At 65.9% G+C, this 14,786-nt stretch carries 20 protein-coding genes; 15 read left to right on the top strand and 5 right to left on the bottom strand.

The genetic code is table 11. The features are described 5' to 3' along the window. The first annotated feature begins 1 nt into the window (after position 1). From ACIQ09_RS12320 to ACIQ09_RS12375, 12 genes are all read left to right on the top strand, one after another. Positions 2-385 (top strand): HesB/IscA family protein, encoded by a 384-nt coding sequence (locus ACIQ09_RS12320; RefSeq protein WP_398309982.1) that lies wholly within the window; start codon positions 2-4, stop codon positions 383-385. Positions 386-398: 13 nt separating this feature from the next. Next, positions 399-962, top strand: coding sequence for a hypothetical protein (locus ACIQ09_RS12325; protein WP_398309985.1), 564 nt, complete (start codon positions 399-401; stop codon positions 960-962). Next, positions 959-1,759 (top strand): 4Fe4S-binding leucine-rich repeat protein, encoded by an 801-nt coding sequence (locus ACIQ09_RS12330; RefSeq protein WP_398309988.1) that lies wholly within the window; start codon positions 959-961, stop codon positions 1,757-1,759. Before ACIQ09_RS12325 ends, ACIQ09_RS12330 begins: the two co-directional genes overlap by 4 nt. Next, positions 1,752-2,093, top strand: a complete 342-nt coding sequence (locus ACIQ09_RS12335) for a nitrogen fixation protein NifZ (protein WP_296401856.1) — start codon at positions 1,752-1,754, stop codon at positions 2,091-2,093. Before ACIQ09_RS12330 ends, ACIQ09_RS12335 begins: the two co-directional genes overlap by 8 nt. A gap of 4 nt (positions 2,094-2,097) precedes the next feature. After that, the gene (locus tag ACIQ09_RS12340; protein WP_398309992.1) at positions 2,098-2,352 is read left to right on the top strand and encodes a nitrogen fixation protein NifZ; all 255 of its coding nucleotides are present in this window, start codon (positions 2,098-2,100) and stop codon (positions 2,350-2,352) included. A gap of 26 nt (positions 2,353-2,378) precedes the next feature. After that, positions 2,379-2,714: a DUF3024 domain-containing protein gene (locus ACIQ09_RS12345; RefSeq protein ID WP_398309994.1), complete on the top strand. Its 336-nt coding sequence runs from the start codon at positions 2,379-2,381 to the stop codon at positions 2,712-2,714. A gap of 720 nt (positions 2,715-3,434) precedes the next feature. Continuing rightward, the gene (locus tag ACIQ09_RS12350; protein ID WP_398309997.1) at positions 3,435-4,574 is read left to right on the top strand and encodes a cysteine desulfurase family protein; all 1,140 of its coding nucleotides are present in this window, start codon (positions 3,435-3,437) and stop codon (positions 4,572-4,574) included. Positions 4,575-4,615: 41 nt separating this feature from the next. Next, positions 4,616-4,825: a putative nitrogen fixation protein NifT gene (gene nifT / locus ACIQ09_RS12355; RefSeq protein ID WP_296401860.1), complete on the top strand. Its 210-nt coding sequence runs from the start codon at positions 4,616-4,618 to the stop codon at positions 4,823-4,825. Beyond that, positions 4,825-5,088: a hypothetical protein gene (locus ACIQ09_RS12360; protein WP_398310001.1), complete on the top strand. Its 264-nt coding sequence runs from the start codon at positions 4,825-4,827 to the stop codon at positions 5,086-5,088. Before nifT ends, ACIQ09_RS12360 begins: the two co-directional genes overlap by 1 nt. A 2-nt stretch (positions 5,089-5,090) precedes the next feature. Continuing rightward, complete coding sequence (locus tag ACIQ09_RS12365) at positions 5,091-6,287, top strand: DegT/DnrJ/EryC1/StrS family aminotransferase (RefSeq protein WP_398310004.1); 1,197 nt, start codon at positions 5,091-5,093, stop codon at positions 6,285-6,287. Positions 6,288-6,305: 18 nt separating this feature from the next. Continuing rightward, positions 6,306-7,184, top strand: coding sequence for an SIR2 family protein (locus tag ACIQ09_RS12370; RefSeq protein WP_398310007.1), 879 nt, complete (start codon positions 6,306-6,308; stop codon positions 7,182-7,184). Between the two features lie 42 nt (positions 7,185-7,226). After that, positions 7,227-7,523 (top strand): 2Fe-2S iron-sulfur cluster-binding protein, encoded by a 297-nt coding sequence (locus ACIQ09_RS12375; RefSeq protein ID WP_398310010.1) that lies wholly within the window; start codon positions 7,227-7,229, stop codon positions 7,521-7,523. Positions 7,524-7,792: 269 nt separating this feature from the next. On the opposite strand, the gene ACIQ09_RS12380 is transcribed toward ACIQ09_RS12375, so the two are convergent. The 5 genes from ACIQ09_RS12380 to ACIQ09_RS12400 are packed head-to-tail and all read right to left on the bottom strand — an operon-like array spanning position 7,793 to position 11,205. Next, positions 7,793-8,218 (bottom strand): ArsC/Spx/MgsR family protein, encoded by a 426-nt coding sequence (locus ACIQ09_RS12380; protein WP_398310013.1) that lies wholly within the window; start codon positions 8,216-8,218, stop codon positions 7,793-7,795. Between the two features lie 22 nt (positions 8,219-8,240). Then, positions 8,241-9,182 carry an ADP-ribosyl-[dinitrogen reductase] hydrolase gene (draG, locus tag ACIQ09_RS12385; RefSeq protein ID WP_398310016.1) on the bottom strand — a complete coding sequence of 314 codons (942 nt, stop codon included), beginning with the start codon at positions 9,180-9,182 and terminating at the stop codon, positions 8,241-8,243. After that, positions 9,175-10,044 carry an NAD(+)--dinitrogen-reductase ADP-D-ribosyltransferase gene (locus ACIQ09_RS12390; RefSeq protein ID WP_398310019.1) on the bottom strand — a complete coding sequence of 290 codons (870 nt, stop codon included), beginning with the start codon at positions 10,042-10,044 and terminating at the stop codon, positions 9,175-9,177. The genes draG and ACIQ09_RS12390 overlap by 8 nt, the downstream gene beginning before the upstream one ends. A gap of 14 nt (positions 10,045-10,058) precedes the next feature. Further along, the gene (locus tag ACIQ09_RS12395) at positions 10,059-10,646 is read right to left on the bottom strand and encodes a hypothetical protein (protein WP_398310022.1); all 588 of its coding nucleotides are present in this window, start codon (positions 10,644-10,646) and stop codon (positions 10,059-10,061) included. Next, positions 10,627-11,205 carry a group II truncated hemoglobin gene (locus ACIQ09_RS12400; protein WP_398310025.1) on the bottom strand — a complete coding sequence of 193 codons (579 nt, stop codon included), beginning with the start codon at positions 11,203-11,205 and terminating at the stop codon, positions 10,627-10,629. The genes ACIQ09_RS12395 and ACIQ09_RS12400 overlap by 20 nt, the downstream gene beginning before the upstream one ends. A 487-nt stretch (positions 11,206-11,692) precedes the next feature. On the opposite strand from ACIQ09_RS12400, the gene nifH reads away from it, so the two are divergent. From nifH to ACIQ09_RS12415, 3 genes are all read left to right on the top strand, one after another. Further along, positions 11,693-12,574, top strand: a complete 882-nt coding sequence (gene nifH / locus ACIQ09_RS12405; RefSeq protein WP_296401870.1) for a nitrogenase iron protein — start codon at positions 11,693-11,695, stop codon at positions 12,572-12,574. Between the two features lie 142 nt (positions 12,575-12,716). Beyond that, a complete protein-coding gene (nifD, locus tag ACIQ09_RS12410) occupies positions 12,717-14,165 on the top strand; it encodes a nitrogenase molybdenum-iron protein alpha chain (RefSeq protein WP_398310028.1) in 1,449 nt (482 codons plus the stop codon). A 66-nt stretch (positions 14,166-14,231) separates the two neighbouring features. Continuing rightward, positions 14,232-14,786: DUF3364 domain-containing protein (locus ACIQ09_RS12415; protein ID WP_398310031.1), on the top strand; the 555-nt coding region annotated here is incomplete at its 3' end.

Below are 14,786 nucleotides of genomic sequence, written 5' to 3' on the forward strand. Positions count from 1 at the left end.
CATGCTGCCCAATGTGACTGTGAATCCGGCTGCCGAAAAATTCATGCGCCGCATGGTGCGTTTTGCGGGGCAGGGCGACGGTGCCGGTTTTCGCCTCACGGTGAGTGCAGGCGGCTGCTCGGGCTACAGCTCCGAGTTCACCGTCGAGGGCGCGCCCCTGGCCGGTGACGAGGTGCTGTCGGTTGGTGATCTCAAGCTCTTCCTGCCGGCCGAATCGCGGCTGATGCTGGATGGCGTGACCATCGACTTCTCCGACACGCCGACCGCCAGTGGTCTGACCTTCTTCAACCCCAACGCCGGCGCCTGTGGCTGCTCATCCAGCAGCACCAGCGCTCCGCCGCCGGGTGTGGTGAAGGTGGACATCGGCGCCATCCGACGCAGCTGAGGCGGAGACGAGCATGCCGACCAGCGGATCGCCCGGTGCCACCCCCGGCTTCGAGGACGCCGTCCTCGGGGCCGGGCTGACGCCCGCTGTCGAAGCGCTGATCGACAAGGCCGGCCGCGCCGGCATCGGTGACGAGGGGGCGCTGGAGATGCTGCTGCGCGCCCGCGCTCTGGCCCCGGAGCACCCCGCGCCGCTGATCGCCCACTATCGTTTTCATTTTTACGCCAACCGCCTTTCCGAAGCACGGGTCGTCGCGGTTGAGGCCATTGCCCTGGCCGCCGCTCAGCTGGGGCTGCCGGCCGATTGGCGCCAGGTTCAACCCCTGGTGGAGTGGGGCCCGGGCCGCCTGGCCGAACTGCGCGCCCACGCAGTGGCCCCACGCTTCTACCTGTTTGCCCTGAAAGGCTACGCCTACCTTAGCCTGCGCCTTGGCGAGGCGGAGGAGGGCGCGGCCGTGCTGGCCCTGCTCGAACAGCTCGACCCGACCGACAGCCTTGGTCACCGGGTGCTCGGCGCCGTGCTGGCCCGCGCGGGGCGGGACGTGGATTACGACGAACCCCTGGAGGCCGCGCCATGAACACGGCCACCGGGGATACCGTCACCGGTTGGGTGCCGAACGAGCCGCCCAGCGTGGACTGGCTCGGACGCAACCTCGACTGCGATAGCTGCGTCAATCAGGGGCTGCTTGCCGAGGGTAAGTGCCAGCTGGCCTTCTCCTGCGTGTTTGATCGCTACGCCAAGCGCATTGACCGGTTTTTCCGCTGGAATCCCGGCTTGGCCAACGATTACCTGGAACACCCGTATTTCGAGGTGCGCGCCGTGGCGTCGCGCTCGGCCGACGTGTTCCGCCTGGTCGGGTTGATGCACGACCCGGACGAGACCGTGCGCCTGCATGTGGCCTTGCGCCTGCCCCAGCGCCTGCTGGCAGAGCTGCGCAACGACCCCGACCGGGAGGTACGCATCCGGGTCGCCCAGCGCCTCGACGCCAGCATGCTGGTGGAGATGGTGAATGACCCGGACTACTTCGTGCGCAAGCTGGTGGCCCAGCGCCTGCCGCTGCCGCTCTTGCCGCGCATGGCCGCCGACCCCGATCAGGAAGTCCGCCTGGCCGTGACCGGGCGCCTGCAGGTGCCGGCCTTGCTGGCGCTGCGTAACGACCCGGAGGTGGCCGTGCGGCGTGCGGTGGTTCATCGCCTGCCGGTTGGCCTCTTGCCTGACATGGCGGACGACCCAGCCTGGGAGGTGCGCTGGGAGGTCGCCCAATACGCCGATCGGGCCCTGGCCCAGCGCCTGCTCCTGGACGATGAGGCCGAAGTCCGTGACGCGGCCCGTGTCCGTCTGACCACCCTTGAATCGGAGGCCCGCCATGGGTGATATCTCCCGCGACAGCGACGTCATCGAGCTTGAAGGCCCACCCCAGTTCGACTTCGGCGAACGGGTCGTGAGCCGCTACAAGGTGCGCAACGACGGCACCTACCCGGGCAAGGATGTGGGGGAAGTGCTGGTGAACAAGGGGGACGTGGGTTACGTCACCTCGGTGGGCACCTTCCTGCAGCAGTTTTACATCTATGCCGTCGAGTTTGTTTCCACCGGCCACAAGGTTGGCATGCGTGCCCGTGAAATCGTGTCCCTCGACAAGCTGCCGCCCCATGTCGCCGAAGCCCTTGGCGGCGACAAGGTGGCGCAGCTCGCCCACATCAAGGAGTAAGGCCATGCTTGAACCGCGCGAACCGAAATACCAGTGGGGCCAGCAGGTCACTGCCGCCACCGACCTGTTCAACGACGGCAGCCACCCGGAAGTGCCCGAGAACGAGCTCATCGTGGCCCTCGGAACGACCGGCGAGGTGGTGCAGATCGGCCACCACGAAGAGGCCAACGTCCCGGTGTACATCGTCGAGTTCGGCGCCGCCGAAGGCCGCAGCGGCCGTGTGGTGGGCTGCCTCGAAGAGGAGCTGGCGGCGGCCTGAGCGTCGCCCGCCGCGGAGGCCGCCCGATGATCCGCCAAGCCAGCATCACCGGGCCCGGCGAACTCGTCCGCCGGCGCATCCTGCGCGAGCTTGAAGGCCGCAGCCGCTATCGCTACGTGCAGCCGGAGGTGCGCTGGCAAGACGATGGCTGGCAGATCAGCAGCCCGTGCTGCTCCCGCAATGTGGACCCCGACGGGGGCGTCATCGACATCGCCCGCCTGGAACACCCCGAGCCCGACGTGTGGCGCCTGTATGCCCGCGATCACGCCGCCGGGCGCTGGATCTGGCAGGCCAGCGCGGCGCGCGTCGAAGAGTTGCTGGCCCTGGTGGTGGATGATGCCCATCGGGTGTTCTGGCCATGAGGAGGGGGCGATGAAGCACGTTGGCTTCGGCTTCAAGGCAGATCGTTTTGCCCTTGAGGCGGGTGCCCGGGGGCTTTCCCGATTGCCGCGTTACGTTGGCCGGGAGTTCGCCCCGGCGGGCGACGTCCTTCTTTGGGTCGCCAAAGATGGACGCAAGAAAGCGACCCGGCCACCCCGGTCATTCGCTGGCGCGAATGACTCCCTTGCGCTGCTCGCAACAGGCGGCCGGCGCGGAACTCGCCCTTCGGGCTCAGACAGCCGCGCCGGAGGACCCCGCCTGTTGCTCCGCTGCTCAGCGGGGCGGAACGGGCGATTACCGGGCACCGTGCCTTTACTGATATCGGATGGGGTGGCGGGAGGGAAGCGCCCGGGTCGAATGAATTCGACCCCACAAGGGGAGAGGTGCCGGCCGTCGATCACCCGCATTTCAGGTCCCCTCTGGCGCGCCGACTGGAGGGTTCGGCAGGCGGAAAAAGGGCTGCGCATGTTTGAGGAGGCGCAGCCGACGAGTTTGCGCAGACCCCGCCTGACGGGCCCGGAAGGAGGGCACCCCCGCAGGGGGCGCGACAGCGGGGCACGCTTCTTTGCCTTCTTTCTTGTCGTGCAACAAGAAAGAAGGTCGCCCGCCGGGGCGAGACCCGGCCAACGTCACGCCAAACACCGGAGTGCCCTTCTGAAACGGCAGTCCATCGGCGCCATCAGCCCACAGGTCAACCGCCCATGATCTACCTGGACAACAACGCCACCACCCGCCCTCTGCCCGCCGTCGTGGCAGCCATGCACGAGGCCCTGACCCAGAGCTGGGGCAACCCCTCGTCCAAGCATGCGGCCGGCGAGCAGGCCCGCAGCAGGGTGACCGAAGCCCGCGCCGCCGTCGCCCGGCTGCTGGGTGCCCAGCCGGCGGAGCTGGTGTTTACGTCCAGCGCCACCGAGGCCAACGCCATGGCCCTGCACGCGGCCCTGGCCGTCCCGGGGGCGCCGCGCCGGGTGGTGTTGTCGGCGGTGGAGCATTCCGGGCTGGTGCATGTGGCCAAGGCGCTGGCCGGGCAGGGCGTGGAGCTTCTGCGTCTGCCGGTGGATGCGCGCGGTGTCGTGCTCACCGATGCCCTGCCGGCCCTGCTTGAGGGCGGCGCGGCTCTGGTGTCGGTGATGGCGGCCAACAACGAAACCGGCGTGATCCAGCCGGTGGCCGAGGTGTTGCGGCTGGCGAGCGCGGCGGGCGTCCCGGTGCATGTGGATGCCACCCAGGCGGCGGGGCGCATCCCGGTGGATTTCGCTGGCCTGGGTGCGCGCTTTCTCACGGCCTCGGCCCACAAGCTGCACGGCCCCAAAGGGGTGGGTGTGCTGGTGGTGAAGAAGGGCACACCCTTTGAATCCCTGCTGCCCGGCTACCAGGAGCGCAAGCGCCGGGGCGGCACCGAGAACGTGCCGGGCATCGTCGGCTTTGGCGTGGCGGCCCGCCATGCCGAAACGGCCCTCGCCGACGCCCCGCGCATGGCCGCCCTGCGCGATGCCCTCGAGGCCGGCCTCGGTGAGGCCGTGCCGGGCGTTCGCGTGTTCGGCGCCGGTGCGCCGCGCCTGCCCAACACGGCTTGCATGGCCTTTGGCTTGCTCGATGCGGAGGTGGTGCTGCAGCGCCTGGCGCGCGCCGGTATCTGCGTATCCAGCGGCTCGGCCTGCAGTTCGGGGGGCACCGAGCCTTCCCCGGTGCTGCTGGCCATGGGGGCAGACGTGCCTGCGGCGCGTGCGGCCGTGCGCTTCTCCCTGTCTGCCGAGAGCACACCGGCTGAGATCGCCCGCGTCATCGAAACATTGCAGGCCGCCCTGACACCGCTGCTGGCCGAATCCTCAAGTGCATGACCCGTATCTGAACCGCATTACTCAACTTCCGGAGCCCCACCATGAAAGTCATGCTGCGCAACACCCCCCAGGGCCTGTCGGCCTACGTGCCCAAGAAGGATCTGGAAGAGCCCGTCGTCGCCCAGGAGAACGCCGGCCTGTGGGGCGGCACCATCACCCTGGCCAATGGCTGGATCTTGGCCCTGCCCGAGATGGCCGCTGAAACCCGCCTGCCCATCACGGTCGAGGCGCGCAAGGTCGGAGGTGAATGATGGCCCTCACTCCCGATGACCTCATCACGCTGGCCAGCCTCGGCAACACCGCGCCCGACATCGCCACCCTGGCGGCCGAGGCCCGGGCCCGCTGGAGCGGCCTGCGTGTCACGGTGGTGGACGCCATTGATGTGCGGGGGGAAACCCCGGCCCTCGAGACGGCATCCGCCAATGTCTTCCTCATGGGGTGCGACGGCCATTGCTGGTCGATGACCGCCGACCCCGCCGCTGCTGCCGGTCTCGTGCTGGCGGCCAGGAGCTGATCATGGATGCCGCCGTCACGCCCCTCAATGTGGATCACGACGAGGACTGGATCCTGCTGACCGACCCGGACGTCAGCGGCCGCGAGCTGGAGCGGGTGATCCGGGCCCTGCGCAGCTCCCGCCTGTCGTCCGGGCCGCTGGTGGAGGATTTCGAGGCCGAGTTCGCCGCCCACCATGGCCGTGCCTATGGCGTGGCCACGGGGAGCGGCACCATCGGCATGTGGCTGGCCCTGCGTGCCCTGGGCATCGGGCCGGGGGACGAAGTGGTGGCCAGCAGCTACGGCTGGCACCAGACGGCCCACGCCATCCTGCTCGCCGGCGCAACCCCCAACTTTGCCGAGATCGACTACTGGTCGGGATGCATTTCGGCGTCGGCCGCGGCCGAGCGCATCGGGCCTAAAACCAAGGCCATCATCGGTAACAACTGTAACGGCCATCCGGCTGCCTGGAAGGCCCTGCGCCAGCTGGCCGAGTCCCGCGGGGTGGCGCTGCTGGAAGACTCCACCGAGGCCATCGGCTCGCGCTATCTGGGCAAGCCCGTGGGCAGCTTCGGTGATCTGTCGGTGTTCGACTTCTCCCAGCCCGGTGCTCTGTGCTGTGGCGAGGGCGGCATGGTGCTCACCGATGACCCCCATCTGGCCACCGAGCTGCGCTACCTGCGTGCCCACCGCCTGTCCGATCGCACTTCGGTGTCCATCGGCAGCCGCGTGCCCCTGCAGGGCGGCATGAGCGATCTCACCGCCGCCCTCGGCCTGGCTCAGCTTGAGCGCATCGACGAAATCCTGGCCCGTCGCAAGCAGGTGGAGGCCTTTTACCGGGACGAGATGCAGAGTTTCGAGGGCATCAAGCCCCCCTACCTGGGGCCCGACGTGGATGAGGTGCACTGGATGCTCTACGTGGTGCACCTGGGGGCGCGCTTCAGCGCCAGCACCCGCGCCCAGATCGTCGATGACCTGGAGGCCGACCTCATCGAAGCCGCGCCCTTCAGCGCCCTCATGCACCAGCAGTTCGCCTATCAGGCCCTGGGCGAAGCCTACAACTGCAAGCGCGGCTGCCTGAAGAACACTGAACGCATCGGCGACCGCTCCCTGGCGCTGCCCTTCTACGGGCAGCTGGGTGCCGACGAGGTGAGATTCCTGGTCAAGACGCTCAAGGACGCCTGTACCAACGTGGGCGCTGGCGCCGCGATTTACCTGTAAGACACCCGAGGTATCCCCATGACAACCACCCTTGATGCACCCACGACCCTTTCCTCCGAAATCCTTCCCGACGGACTGCCTGCCAGCCTGGTCGAGGCGCTGGCCACCGGCAGCGTTGTACCCTACCTGGGCCCCCGGGTTCTCGCCCTGGCACCTGACTATGGGGTGCCGGCCACGCCGGAAGCCCTCGTCGCCCTGCTCACGGCGAAGAGCTCCGTCCCGCACAAGATTCGTGGTCGGCTCACTCAGTCAGCCCAGTACATCGAGAACTTCAAGCATCGCAAGACGCTGGTCGGCCTGATGAACGAGGCCTTTGCCGCCGCGCCCAAGCCGGCACCCCTGCACGAGTCCCTGGCCGGTTTCGGCTTTCCGCTGATCGTGGATGCCTGGTACGACGACGCCATGGCCGCTGCCCTGTCGGCCCATGCTCCCACCGGGAGCTGGGGTCAGGTCCAGGGCTTGGCCCAGTCGGAGCACTTCGGCACCTGGACCGGCTGGTACGACGCCGCTGGCGCGGCTGTACCCGACTGCAGCCCGGAGTGGAAGACCATCCTCTACAAGCCCATCGGGGCCCACGGCCCGGCCGGCAACTACCTGGTGTCGGACACCGACTACGTCGAAGTGCTCACCGAGATCGACATCCAGACCCCGATCCCGGTGGAAGTGCAGCGCCTGCGCACGGGCCGCAACTTCCTGTTCGTCGGCTGTCGCTTCAACGACCAGCTGCCCCGCGCCTTTGCCCGCCAGATCATGAAGCGTTCGTCCGATCGCCACTGGGCCGTGCTTCCCGACGAGCCGACCCGTATGGAGGCGCGCTTCCTGGCGGAGCAGGGTATCGAGCGCATTCCTTTGCCCCTCGACGCTTTCGTTCCCGCTCTTCTGGCCCGCCTGGGCTGAAGGTCATTTCACCTTTTCATCTGCAAGCAAGAAGGAATTTCCATGGCTCAGCTCACCATTCAACCCTCCGGCAAGGCCGTCGACGTCATCGCCGGCACCCCGCTGCTCAGCGCCATCCTGGCCGCTGGCGAGAGCATTCCCCACAAGTGTGACGGCAAGGCCCAGTGCGGCAGCTGCCACATCTTCATCCAGGAAGGCCGCAAGACCCTGCCACGCATCCAGAAGCTCGAGAACGAAAAGCTCGACACCCTGGTGGGCGTCAGCAGCAAGTCGCGTCTGGCCTGTCAGACCCTGATGGGTGAAGAGCCGGTCACCATCGAGCTGCTCAGCTTCGTCTGAATGCACCGGAGCTCGTGGCAGAGTGACTCCTCTCGCCCACGGGCTCCGGTCATCGGCTTGTCGGTGGTTTCGGACGCAGCGCACATGACAGCCGTCGTCCGATGCCCCCCGCAGCCTCTCCTTCAGGGGCGACTTGTGGGGCGAATTGTAGGGGCGACTTCAGTCGCCCATCCGCGCGTTGATCACCGGCAGGCCGCAGATCAAAGTCCGCGGGCGACTGAAGTCGCCCCTACGGTCTCTCCGGCCACCGTCGGTGCATTTGGCGCTGATCAGGTCGGGCATTTCTTCCCGGTGATGTTGGCTGCACAACCTTCGGTGCGCCGTCCGTCGAGTTCGGCCAGGCTGGGGCTGTCCAGCCAGGCGGCCACTGCGTTGGGCTCGAAGCCGACGAGCCTTTGCCCGCCAGCTTCCATCAGGGGGCGGCGGATGAGCAGGGGTTCGGCCAGCAGCAGGGCCAGGGCGCTGTCCCGGTCGAGCTGTTCGGGCACCACCTCGCCCGACTTGACCCGGGGGGCGGCGCGGTTGAACCACTCGGCCACCGGCAGCGGGGCGAGGAAGGCCAGCAGGGTGTCGGCCGTCCACGGCCAGGCCAGCAGGCTGCGGACTTCCAGGCTGTGTCCGGCGGATTCGAGCCAGGCCTTCTGTTTGGCGTTGCCGCCGCATCCGGGTTTCTCGTAGAAGATGACGTGGGTCATGGGCGTCTCCGGGGCAGGGTTTTCACAGCTGCGGGCGGGCGGCCAGGTTCAGCAGGGCATCGGTCTGGGCGACGATGGCGGCGGCGATGGTCCGGTCCAGGCGATCAAGCCAGGCGCGGGGCAGGGCGCTGGCGCCACACTGGGCGCCGTGCAGCATGCCCACCAGGGCGGCGGTGGTGTCGGCATCGTCACCGCGATTGACGGCGCCGATCAGGGCGTCCTCGAAACTGCCTTCACTGAAGGTGAAATGGAACACTGTCTGCAGGGTATCCACCACGTAGCCGCTGGCCCGCCCGGGGTAGGGCTGGAAGCGGAAGAGGGGGTGGTCAAGGACGAAGGCGTCGGCGACGGGGCGGCAGTCGGGCAGGTGGCCGCCGAGCAGCAGGCGGCGCAGCAGCCGGCCACAGATCAGGGTGGCGGCGTCGGAAAGCGGGTTGTTGTGGGTGAAGCGGGCCTGGGCCAGGCTGCGGACCTCGAAGGCGTGTTCATCATGCAGGGTGGCCAGGACGACCGGCAGGTTGCGCATCACGGCACCGTTGCCGGCATCGCCGTCGCCCGCCGGCCCGGCGAAGGAACCGTCGGTCATGTAGCGGCGGATGCCACGCCGGCAGGTGTTGCCGCAATCCACGGGTTTGCTGCGCAGCCAGGCCACGTAGGCTTCGGCCACGGCCTTCATGCACCAGCCGTTGGCGTCGAGGATGGCCTTGCCGAGAGCCAGGCACATGGTGGTGTCGTCGGTGACCTGGCCGGCGGCCAGCTTGAGCCAGCCGCCACCGGTCATATGGCGATGAACGCCGTACTGGGCGACGATCTCCCGGGGGGTCATGAACTCGGTGGTGGCGCCCAGGGCATCGCCGATGGCCAGGCCCAGATAGGCGCCGAGGGCCTTGTCACGCAGGCTGCCGGGGCGCAGACCGGTGGGCAGGATGGAGGGATGGGTGCGCAGGAGGAGGGCATCAAGCATAGCGGGCCACCACTTCGTATTCGCCGCCGATCACCAGCACCTCGCCTTCACCGGCCAGGGGGGCGCCCGGCAGCAGGCCGGGAAAGAACAGGATCTTGACCACCGGCACGCACGCTTCGAGGATCCAGTCGCCGAATTCGTCGGCTCGCTCGCGGGAGGTGGAGAAAGACACCACGTTGTTGAGCCGCAGGATGCAGGCCCGGTCGCGCCGGTCGCCAGCGATCACCCGCTGTTCGGTGAAGTCATTGATGCCGCGCCACAGGGTCACGTAGTCCCGGGCGGGCAGCCCGAAACGCCGGATCGCCCATTGGCAGTATTCGAAGAGCAGGTCGAGCTGCTGGTGGATGCAGTTGTTGTGGAAGCGGCTGCTGCCCTTTTCCTCGATGTAGGCAATCCACGCCGGTGAGGGGAAGCGGCCCAGAGGTGCCTTGTGAAAGGTCGGCACAAGGCCGAAACGGCTCTCGGCCCAGCCCTTCAGCACGGCTCCGGCGGCGGAGTTGGAGTCCAGCCCCCAACCCTGCAGCAGTTTCAGGTAACTGGAGCGATGGCGCGCGCGCGGTGTGCTGCGGGTGCCGGGTTCGGGCGGGGCGAGACCGAAGACGATTTCCATGAAATGACGGAAAACGGCTGACGCTGCCGTCAGGTCGCCGGCAGTCTCAAGGAGCCGGAACAGGCCACGGTGGGTTTCCTGGACGCCGGCAATGGCGAGTGGCTGGGGGTGAGCGTTGAAGGCCGTGGAACCGAGCAGGCCGACCGGCAGCCCGACCAGGTTGGTCGTGTACCAGCGGCCGGGCTCGGTGCCCCGTCCGTTTCCGGCCCAGTCCTCGGCCACCGCCCCGCGGCGGGGCGACGGCTCGTTCATGGGGTGGTGGGGACTCAGACCGGGCGGTTGGCGCCGAGGTCGCGGATCGGGCCCATGATCTTGAGGCCCTCTTCGTAGGTCAGCGGCGTGTAGGTGGCGGAGAACTTGGTGGCGCCGTTGGCCACGGCGTCCAGCTTGCCGGCCGTGTCGAACTTCTTCAGATCGTTCTTCTCGAGGTACAGCAGTTCGAGGGTCTCGTTGTACACGGTGGCTTCGTCGATGGGCAGCACGGTGTAGCTGATCTCGCCGAGCTTGACGGTGTACTTCTTCGACAGGTCGATGTTGTCGCAGAAGACGATGTACTTGCCGGTGGGCGTGAAGTAGGGGCCGAGGACTTCATGCACCAGGGCCAGGTACTCGAAGGACAGCAGGAAGCTGCTGAAGAAGGGGATGGTGGCGCCGTCGTCGCAGACCATCATGACCTGGTCGGTGACGATTTCCGGCGGGCGCTTTTCGTCGGCGAACTGTTCGGCGAACTTCAGCGCGACGTCGCCGCGGAAGCCGTAGCGGCCGGCTTTCTTGGTTTCGCCCTTGAACACCGGGTTGAGCAGGCGGCCCTTTTCGTCCAGGTCGAGGATGGCGTTAGTGAGAGTGGTGGTCATGACTGCTTCCTTTGTCATTGCGGATGAAATCGGCGGTCTTGGCGAACGCGCGGGTGAGTTGATCCTTTAGCTCCGGGTCGGCGACCACGTCGTCCAGGGCCCGGGTCATGCACAGCATCCAGGCATCGCGCTCGGCCTGGCCGATGGCGAAGGGGAGATGCTTGCGGCGCAGGCGCGGGTGGCCGCGTTCGGCGGAATACACCTGGGGCCCGCCCGTCCATTCGGTGAGGTAGCGCACCAGCACCTCCTTGACCGGGGCCAGGTTGGGGCCGTGCATGGCGCGGATGGTGACGGCCTCGGGGAGGCTGTCCATCAGCACGTAGAAGCGTTCGACCAGCTGTTCGATCACCACCACGCCGCCGAGGCGGGTGAAGTGGGGGTTGGCGCCGGCAGGTTCGGAGGCTACCGACGGGGCGGGCGGTGTGGCCGGGCTGACCGCCGGGGCTGGCGTCGGCTCGCCGTAGACGGGTACGGCCCAGCCATCGCGCCGGAGATAACCCACCACGACCCGGGCGGGGCAGGCGGGCAGGGCATCGGCAGGGGTGTCCGGCTTGCTCATGGTGAAGACTCCAGGGTTACGGCGGGGCGGTGGGCCCGGTGTGTCGGGGCCGTGTGCATGCCTTGTATAGGCAATTGTTGTGCCGCCCCCTCTGGAGCTTCTGCTGGATTCAATAAAGCCCTTTTGTATCAGCGCCTTGCAGGGCTGTGTCGGGTTTGTTTGAGGTCTTGGGGGCTGCGCCGGCGGTCTGTGCCCTTCCTGACAGCGCTGGGCCCTTTGTCGTATTCCACACACAGCCTTCAATCTACTTCGGGAAGTGCTCGTTATCCAATTAGTTCAATTAAAACAATATGTTGAAGAAAATATTCGAGGTTGGCACGGCGATTGCTGAATGCTCCTCGCACCGATAAAGGCTCGCCGAAGCGTGTGAATACGAAGAGCAAGACGGACACGAGAGGCTGCATTCCGGTTGCAAGGTAGATGGGTCCCAACACCCGGAATTCGTCAGTGAAGCAATACCCGTTCAATTCATTCAGGAGATCCGAAAATGGCTGCACTTCGTCAAATTGCGTTTTACGGCAAAGGTGGTATCGGCAAGTCCACCACTTCCCAAAACACCCTGGCCGCTCTGGCCGAAATGGGTCAGAAGATCCTTATCGTCGGCTGCGACCCGAAGGCTGACTCCACCCGTCTGATCCTGCACGCCAAGGCCCAGGACACCGTTCTGTCCCTGGCTGCCGAAGCCGGCTCGGTTGAGGACCTGGAAATCGAGGACGTCCTGAAGGTGGGTTATCGCGACATCCGTTGCGTCGAGTCCGGTGGCCCGGAACCCGGCGTTGGTTGTGCCGGCCGTGGCGTGATCACCTCGATCAACTTCCTCGAGGAAAACGGCGCTTACGACGGTGTCGATTACGTCTCCTACGACGTGCTCGGTGACGTGGTCTGCGGCGGCTTCGCCATGCCGATCCGTGAGAACAAGGCTCAGGAAATCTACATCGTCATGTCCGGCGAAATGATGGCCATGTACGCCGCCAACAACATCTCCAAGGGCATTCTGAAGTACGCCAACTCCGGTGGCGTGCGTCTGGGCGGCCTGGTCTGCAACGAGCGTCAGACCGACAAGGAACTGGAACTCGCTGAAGCCCTGGCCGGCAAGCTGGGCACCAAGCTGATCCACTTCGTTCCCCGCGACAACATCGTGCAGCACGCTGAACTGCGCCGCATGACCGTCATCGAGTACGCACCCGACTCCAAGCAGGCCGGCGAGTACCGTTCCCTGGCCGAGAAGGTCCACAACAACGCCGGCAACGGGACCATCCCGACGCCGATCACGATGGATGAGCTCGAGGACCTGCTGATGGACTTCGGGATCATGAAGAAGGAAGACGAGTCCGTCATCGGCAAGACCGCGGCCGAACTCGTCGCCTGACGCGTCGAGAGTCGAGGGTCGAGAGTCGGGGCAGTTTGTGCCGGCTCTCCTCCGGTGCCCCCGGGCACTGGCTGACACGACCTGTTCTCGACTCTCCGCTCTCTACTCTCGACCCACCTGATTAAATGACAGGAGCAATGAAATGAGCCTGACCGTTGATGAAAACAAGGCACTTATCGAAGAAGTGCTGAAAGCCTACCCGGAAAAGACCGCCAAGAAGCGCGCCAAGCACCTGGGCACCTTCGAGGATGGCAAGCCGGATTGCGGCGTGAAGTCCAACATCAAGTCCCTGCCGGGCGTGATGACGATCCGTGGCTGTGCCTACGCCGGTTCCAAGGGCGTGGTGTGGGGCCCGATCAAGGACATGATCCACATTTCCCACGGCCCGGTGGGCTGCGGCCAGTATTCCTGGGCCTCGCGCCGGAACTACTACATCGGTGAGACCGGCATCGACACCTTCGGCACGATGCAATTCACGTCCGACTTCCAGGAGAAGGACATCGTCTTCGGCGGCGACAAGAAGCTGGAGAAGATCATCGACGAGATCGAAGTCCTGTTCCCGCTGAACAAGGGCATCACCGTCCAGTCCGAATGCCCGATCGGCCTGATCGGTGACGACATCGAAGCCGTGTCGAAGAAGAAGGCCAAGGAATACGTCGGCAAGACCATCGTTCCGGTGCGTTGCGAAGGTTTCCGCGGGGTCAGTCAGTCCCTCGGCCACCACATCGCCAACGACGCGGTGCGTGACTGGGTCTTCGACAAGGTGGATCCGAACAAGAACACCTTCGAATCCACCCCTTACGACGTGGCCATCATCGGTGACTACAACATCGGTGGCGATGCCTGGTCGAGCCGCATCCTCCTTGAGGAAATGGGTCTGCGCGTCATCGCCCAGTGGTCCGGCGACGGCACCATCGCCGAGCTGGAGAACACCCCCAAGGCCAAGCTCAACGTGCTGCACTGCTACCGCTCGATGAACTACATCAGCCGGCACATGGAAGAGAAGTACGGGATCCCCTGGGTCGAGTACAACTTCTTCGGCCCGACGATGATCGAGAAGAGCCTGCGCGAGATCGCCAGCCACTTCGACGACACCATCAAGGCCAACACCGAGAAGGTCATCGCCAAGTACCGCGGCATGGTTGATGAAGTCATCGCCAAGTACAAGTCCCGCCTGGAAGGCAAGAAGGTCATGCTCTTCGTCGGTGGCCTGCGCCCCCGTCACGTGATCGGCGCCTACGAGGATCTGGGCATGGAAGTGGTCGGCACCGGCTACGAGTTCGGCCACAACGATGACTATCAGCGCACCACGCACTACGTCAAGGACGGCACGCTGATCTACGACGACGTCACCGGCTACGAGTTCGAGAAGTTCGTCGAGAAGGTCCAGCCCGACCTGGTCGGCTCCGGCATCAAGGAAAAGTACGTCTTCCAGAAGATGGGCGTGCCCTTCCGCCAGATGCACAGCTGGGACTACTCCGGCCCGTACCACGGTTACGACGGTTTCGCGATCTTCGCCCGTGACATGGACATGGCGATCAACTCGCCGGTCTGGGGCCTCACCAAGGCTCCGTGGAAGAAGGCTGCCTAATTCCTCTTCCGGGCGGGGCTGTGGCCCCGCCGCCCCGCCCTGATTACTGATTCTAGGAGTGCTGTCATGCCCCAAAACGTTGATAAGGTCCTCGACCACGAAAACCTGTTCCGCGAGCCGGAATACAAGGCCATGTTCGACAACAAGCGGAGCCAGTTCGAGTTCCGCGTGCCTGCCGAAGAACTGGCCAAGCAGATCGAATACGCCAAGACCTGGGAATACCGCGAGAAGAACTTCGCCCGCGAAGCCCTGACGGTCAACCCTGCCAAGGCCTGCCAGCCGCTGGGCGCCGTGTTCGCCGCCGTCGGCTTCGAAAAGACCCTGCCCTTCGTGCATGGCTCCCAGGGTTGCGTGGCTTACTACCGTTCGCACTTCTCCCGTCACTTCAAGGAACCGACCTCCTGCGTCAGCTCCTCGATGACCGAAGATGCGGCCGTGTTCGGTGGCCTCAACAACATGATCGACGGCCTGGCCAACACCTACAACCTGTACAAGCCGGAGATGATCGCCGTCTCCACCACGTGCATGGCCGAGGTGATCGGTGACGACCTGGACGCCTTCATCAAGACGTCCAAGCAGAAGGGTTCCATCCCGGCCGAGTTCGACGTGCCCTTTGCCCAC

Origin of the sequence: Zoogloea sp. (assembly GCF_044344315.1) — a bacterium.
GTDB lineage: Bacteria > Pseudomonadota > Gammaproteobacteria > Burkholderiales > Rhodocyclaceae > Zoogloea.

What these genes read in the sequence shown, in the direction of transcription:
- ACIQ09_RS12320 (WP_398309982.1), top strand. Translation starts at nt 2, where the DNA reads ATGCTGCCCAATGTGACTGTGAATCCGGCTGCCGAAAAATTCATGCGC.
- ACIQ09_RS12325 (WP_398309985.1), top strand. Translation starts at nt 399, where the DNA reads ATGCCGACCAGCGGATCGCCCGGTGCCACCCCCGGCTTCGAGGACGCC.
- ACIQ09_RS12330 (WP_398309988.1), top strand. Translation starts at nt 959, where the DNA reads ATGAACACGGCCACCGGGGATACCGTCACCGGTTGGGTGCCGAACGAG.
- ACIQ09_RS12335 (WP_296401856.1), top strand. Translation starts at nt 1,752, where the DNA reads ATGGGTGATATCTCCCGCGACAGCGACGTCATCGAGCTTGAAGGCCCA.
- ACIQ09_RS12340 (WP_398309992.1), top strand. Translation starts at nt 2,098, where the DNA reads ATGCTTGAACCGCGCGAACCGAAATACCAGTGGGGCCAGCAGGTCACT.
- ACIQ09_RS12345 (WP_398309994.1), top strand. Translation starts at nt 2,379, where the DNA reads ATGATCCGCCAAGCCAGCATCACCGGGCCCGGCGAACTCGTCCGCCGG.
- ACIQ09_RS12350 (WP_398309997.1), top strand. Translation starts at nt 3,435, where the DNA reads ATGATCTACCTGGACAACAACGCCACCACCCGCCCTCTGCCCGCCGTC.
- nifT (WP_296401860.1), top strand. Translation starts at nt 4,616, where the DNA reads ATGAAAGTCATGCTGCGCAACACCCCCCAGGGCCTGTCGGCCTACGTG.
- ACIQ09_RS12360 (WP_398310001.1), top strand. Translation starts at nt 4,825, where the DNA reads ATGGCCCTCACTCCCGATGACCTCATCACGCTGGCCAGCCTCGGCAAC.
- ACIQ09_RS12365 (WP_398310004.1), top strand. Translation starts at nt 5,091, where the DNA reads ATGGATGCCGCCGTCACGCCCCTCAATGTGGATCACGACGAGGACTGG.
- ACIQ09_RS12370 (WP_398310007.1), top strand. Translation starts at nt 6,306, where the DNA reads ATGACAACCACCCTTGATGCACCCACGACCCTTTCCTCCGAAATCCTT.
- ACIQ09_RS12375 (WP_398310010.1), top strand. Translation starts at nt 7,227, where the DNA reads ATGGCTCAGCTCACCATTCAACCCTCCGGCAAGGCCGTCGACGTCATC.
- ACIQ09_RS12380 (WP_398310013.1), bottom strand. Translation starts at nt 8,218, where the DNA reads ATGACCCACGTCATCTTCTACGAGAAACCCGGATGCGGCGGCAACGCC.
- draG (WP_398310016.1), bottom strand. Translation starts at nt 9,182, where the DNA reads ATGCTTGATGCCCTCCTCCTGCGCACCCATCCCTCCATCCTGCCCACC.
- ACIQ09_RS12390 (WP_398310019.1), bottom strand. Translation starts at nt 10,044, where the DNA reads ATGAACGAGCCGTCGCCCCGCCGCGGGGCGGTGGCCGAGGACTGGGCC.
- ACIQ09_RS12395 (WP_398310022.1), bottom strand. Translation starts at nt 10,646, where the DNA reads ATGACCACCACTCTCACTAACGCCATCCTCGACCTGGACGAAAAGGGC.
- ACIQ09_RS12400 (WP_398310025.1), bottom strand. Translation starts at nt 11,205, where the DNA reads ATGAGCAAGCCGGACACCCCTGCCGATGCCCTGCCCGCCTGCCCCGCC.
- nifH (WP_296401870.1), top strand. Translation starts at nt 11,693, where the DNA reads ATGGCTGCACTTCGTCAAATTGCGTTTTACGGCAAAGGTGGTATCGGC.
- nifD (WP_398310028.1), top strand. Translation starts at nt 12,717, where the DNA reads ATGAGCCTGACCGTTGATGAAAACAAGGCACTTATCGAAGAAGTGCTG.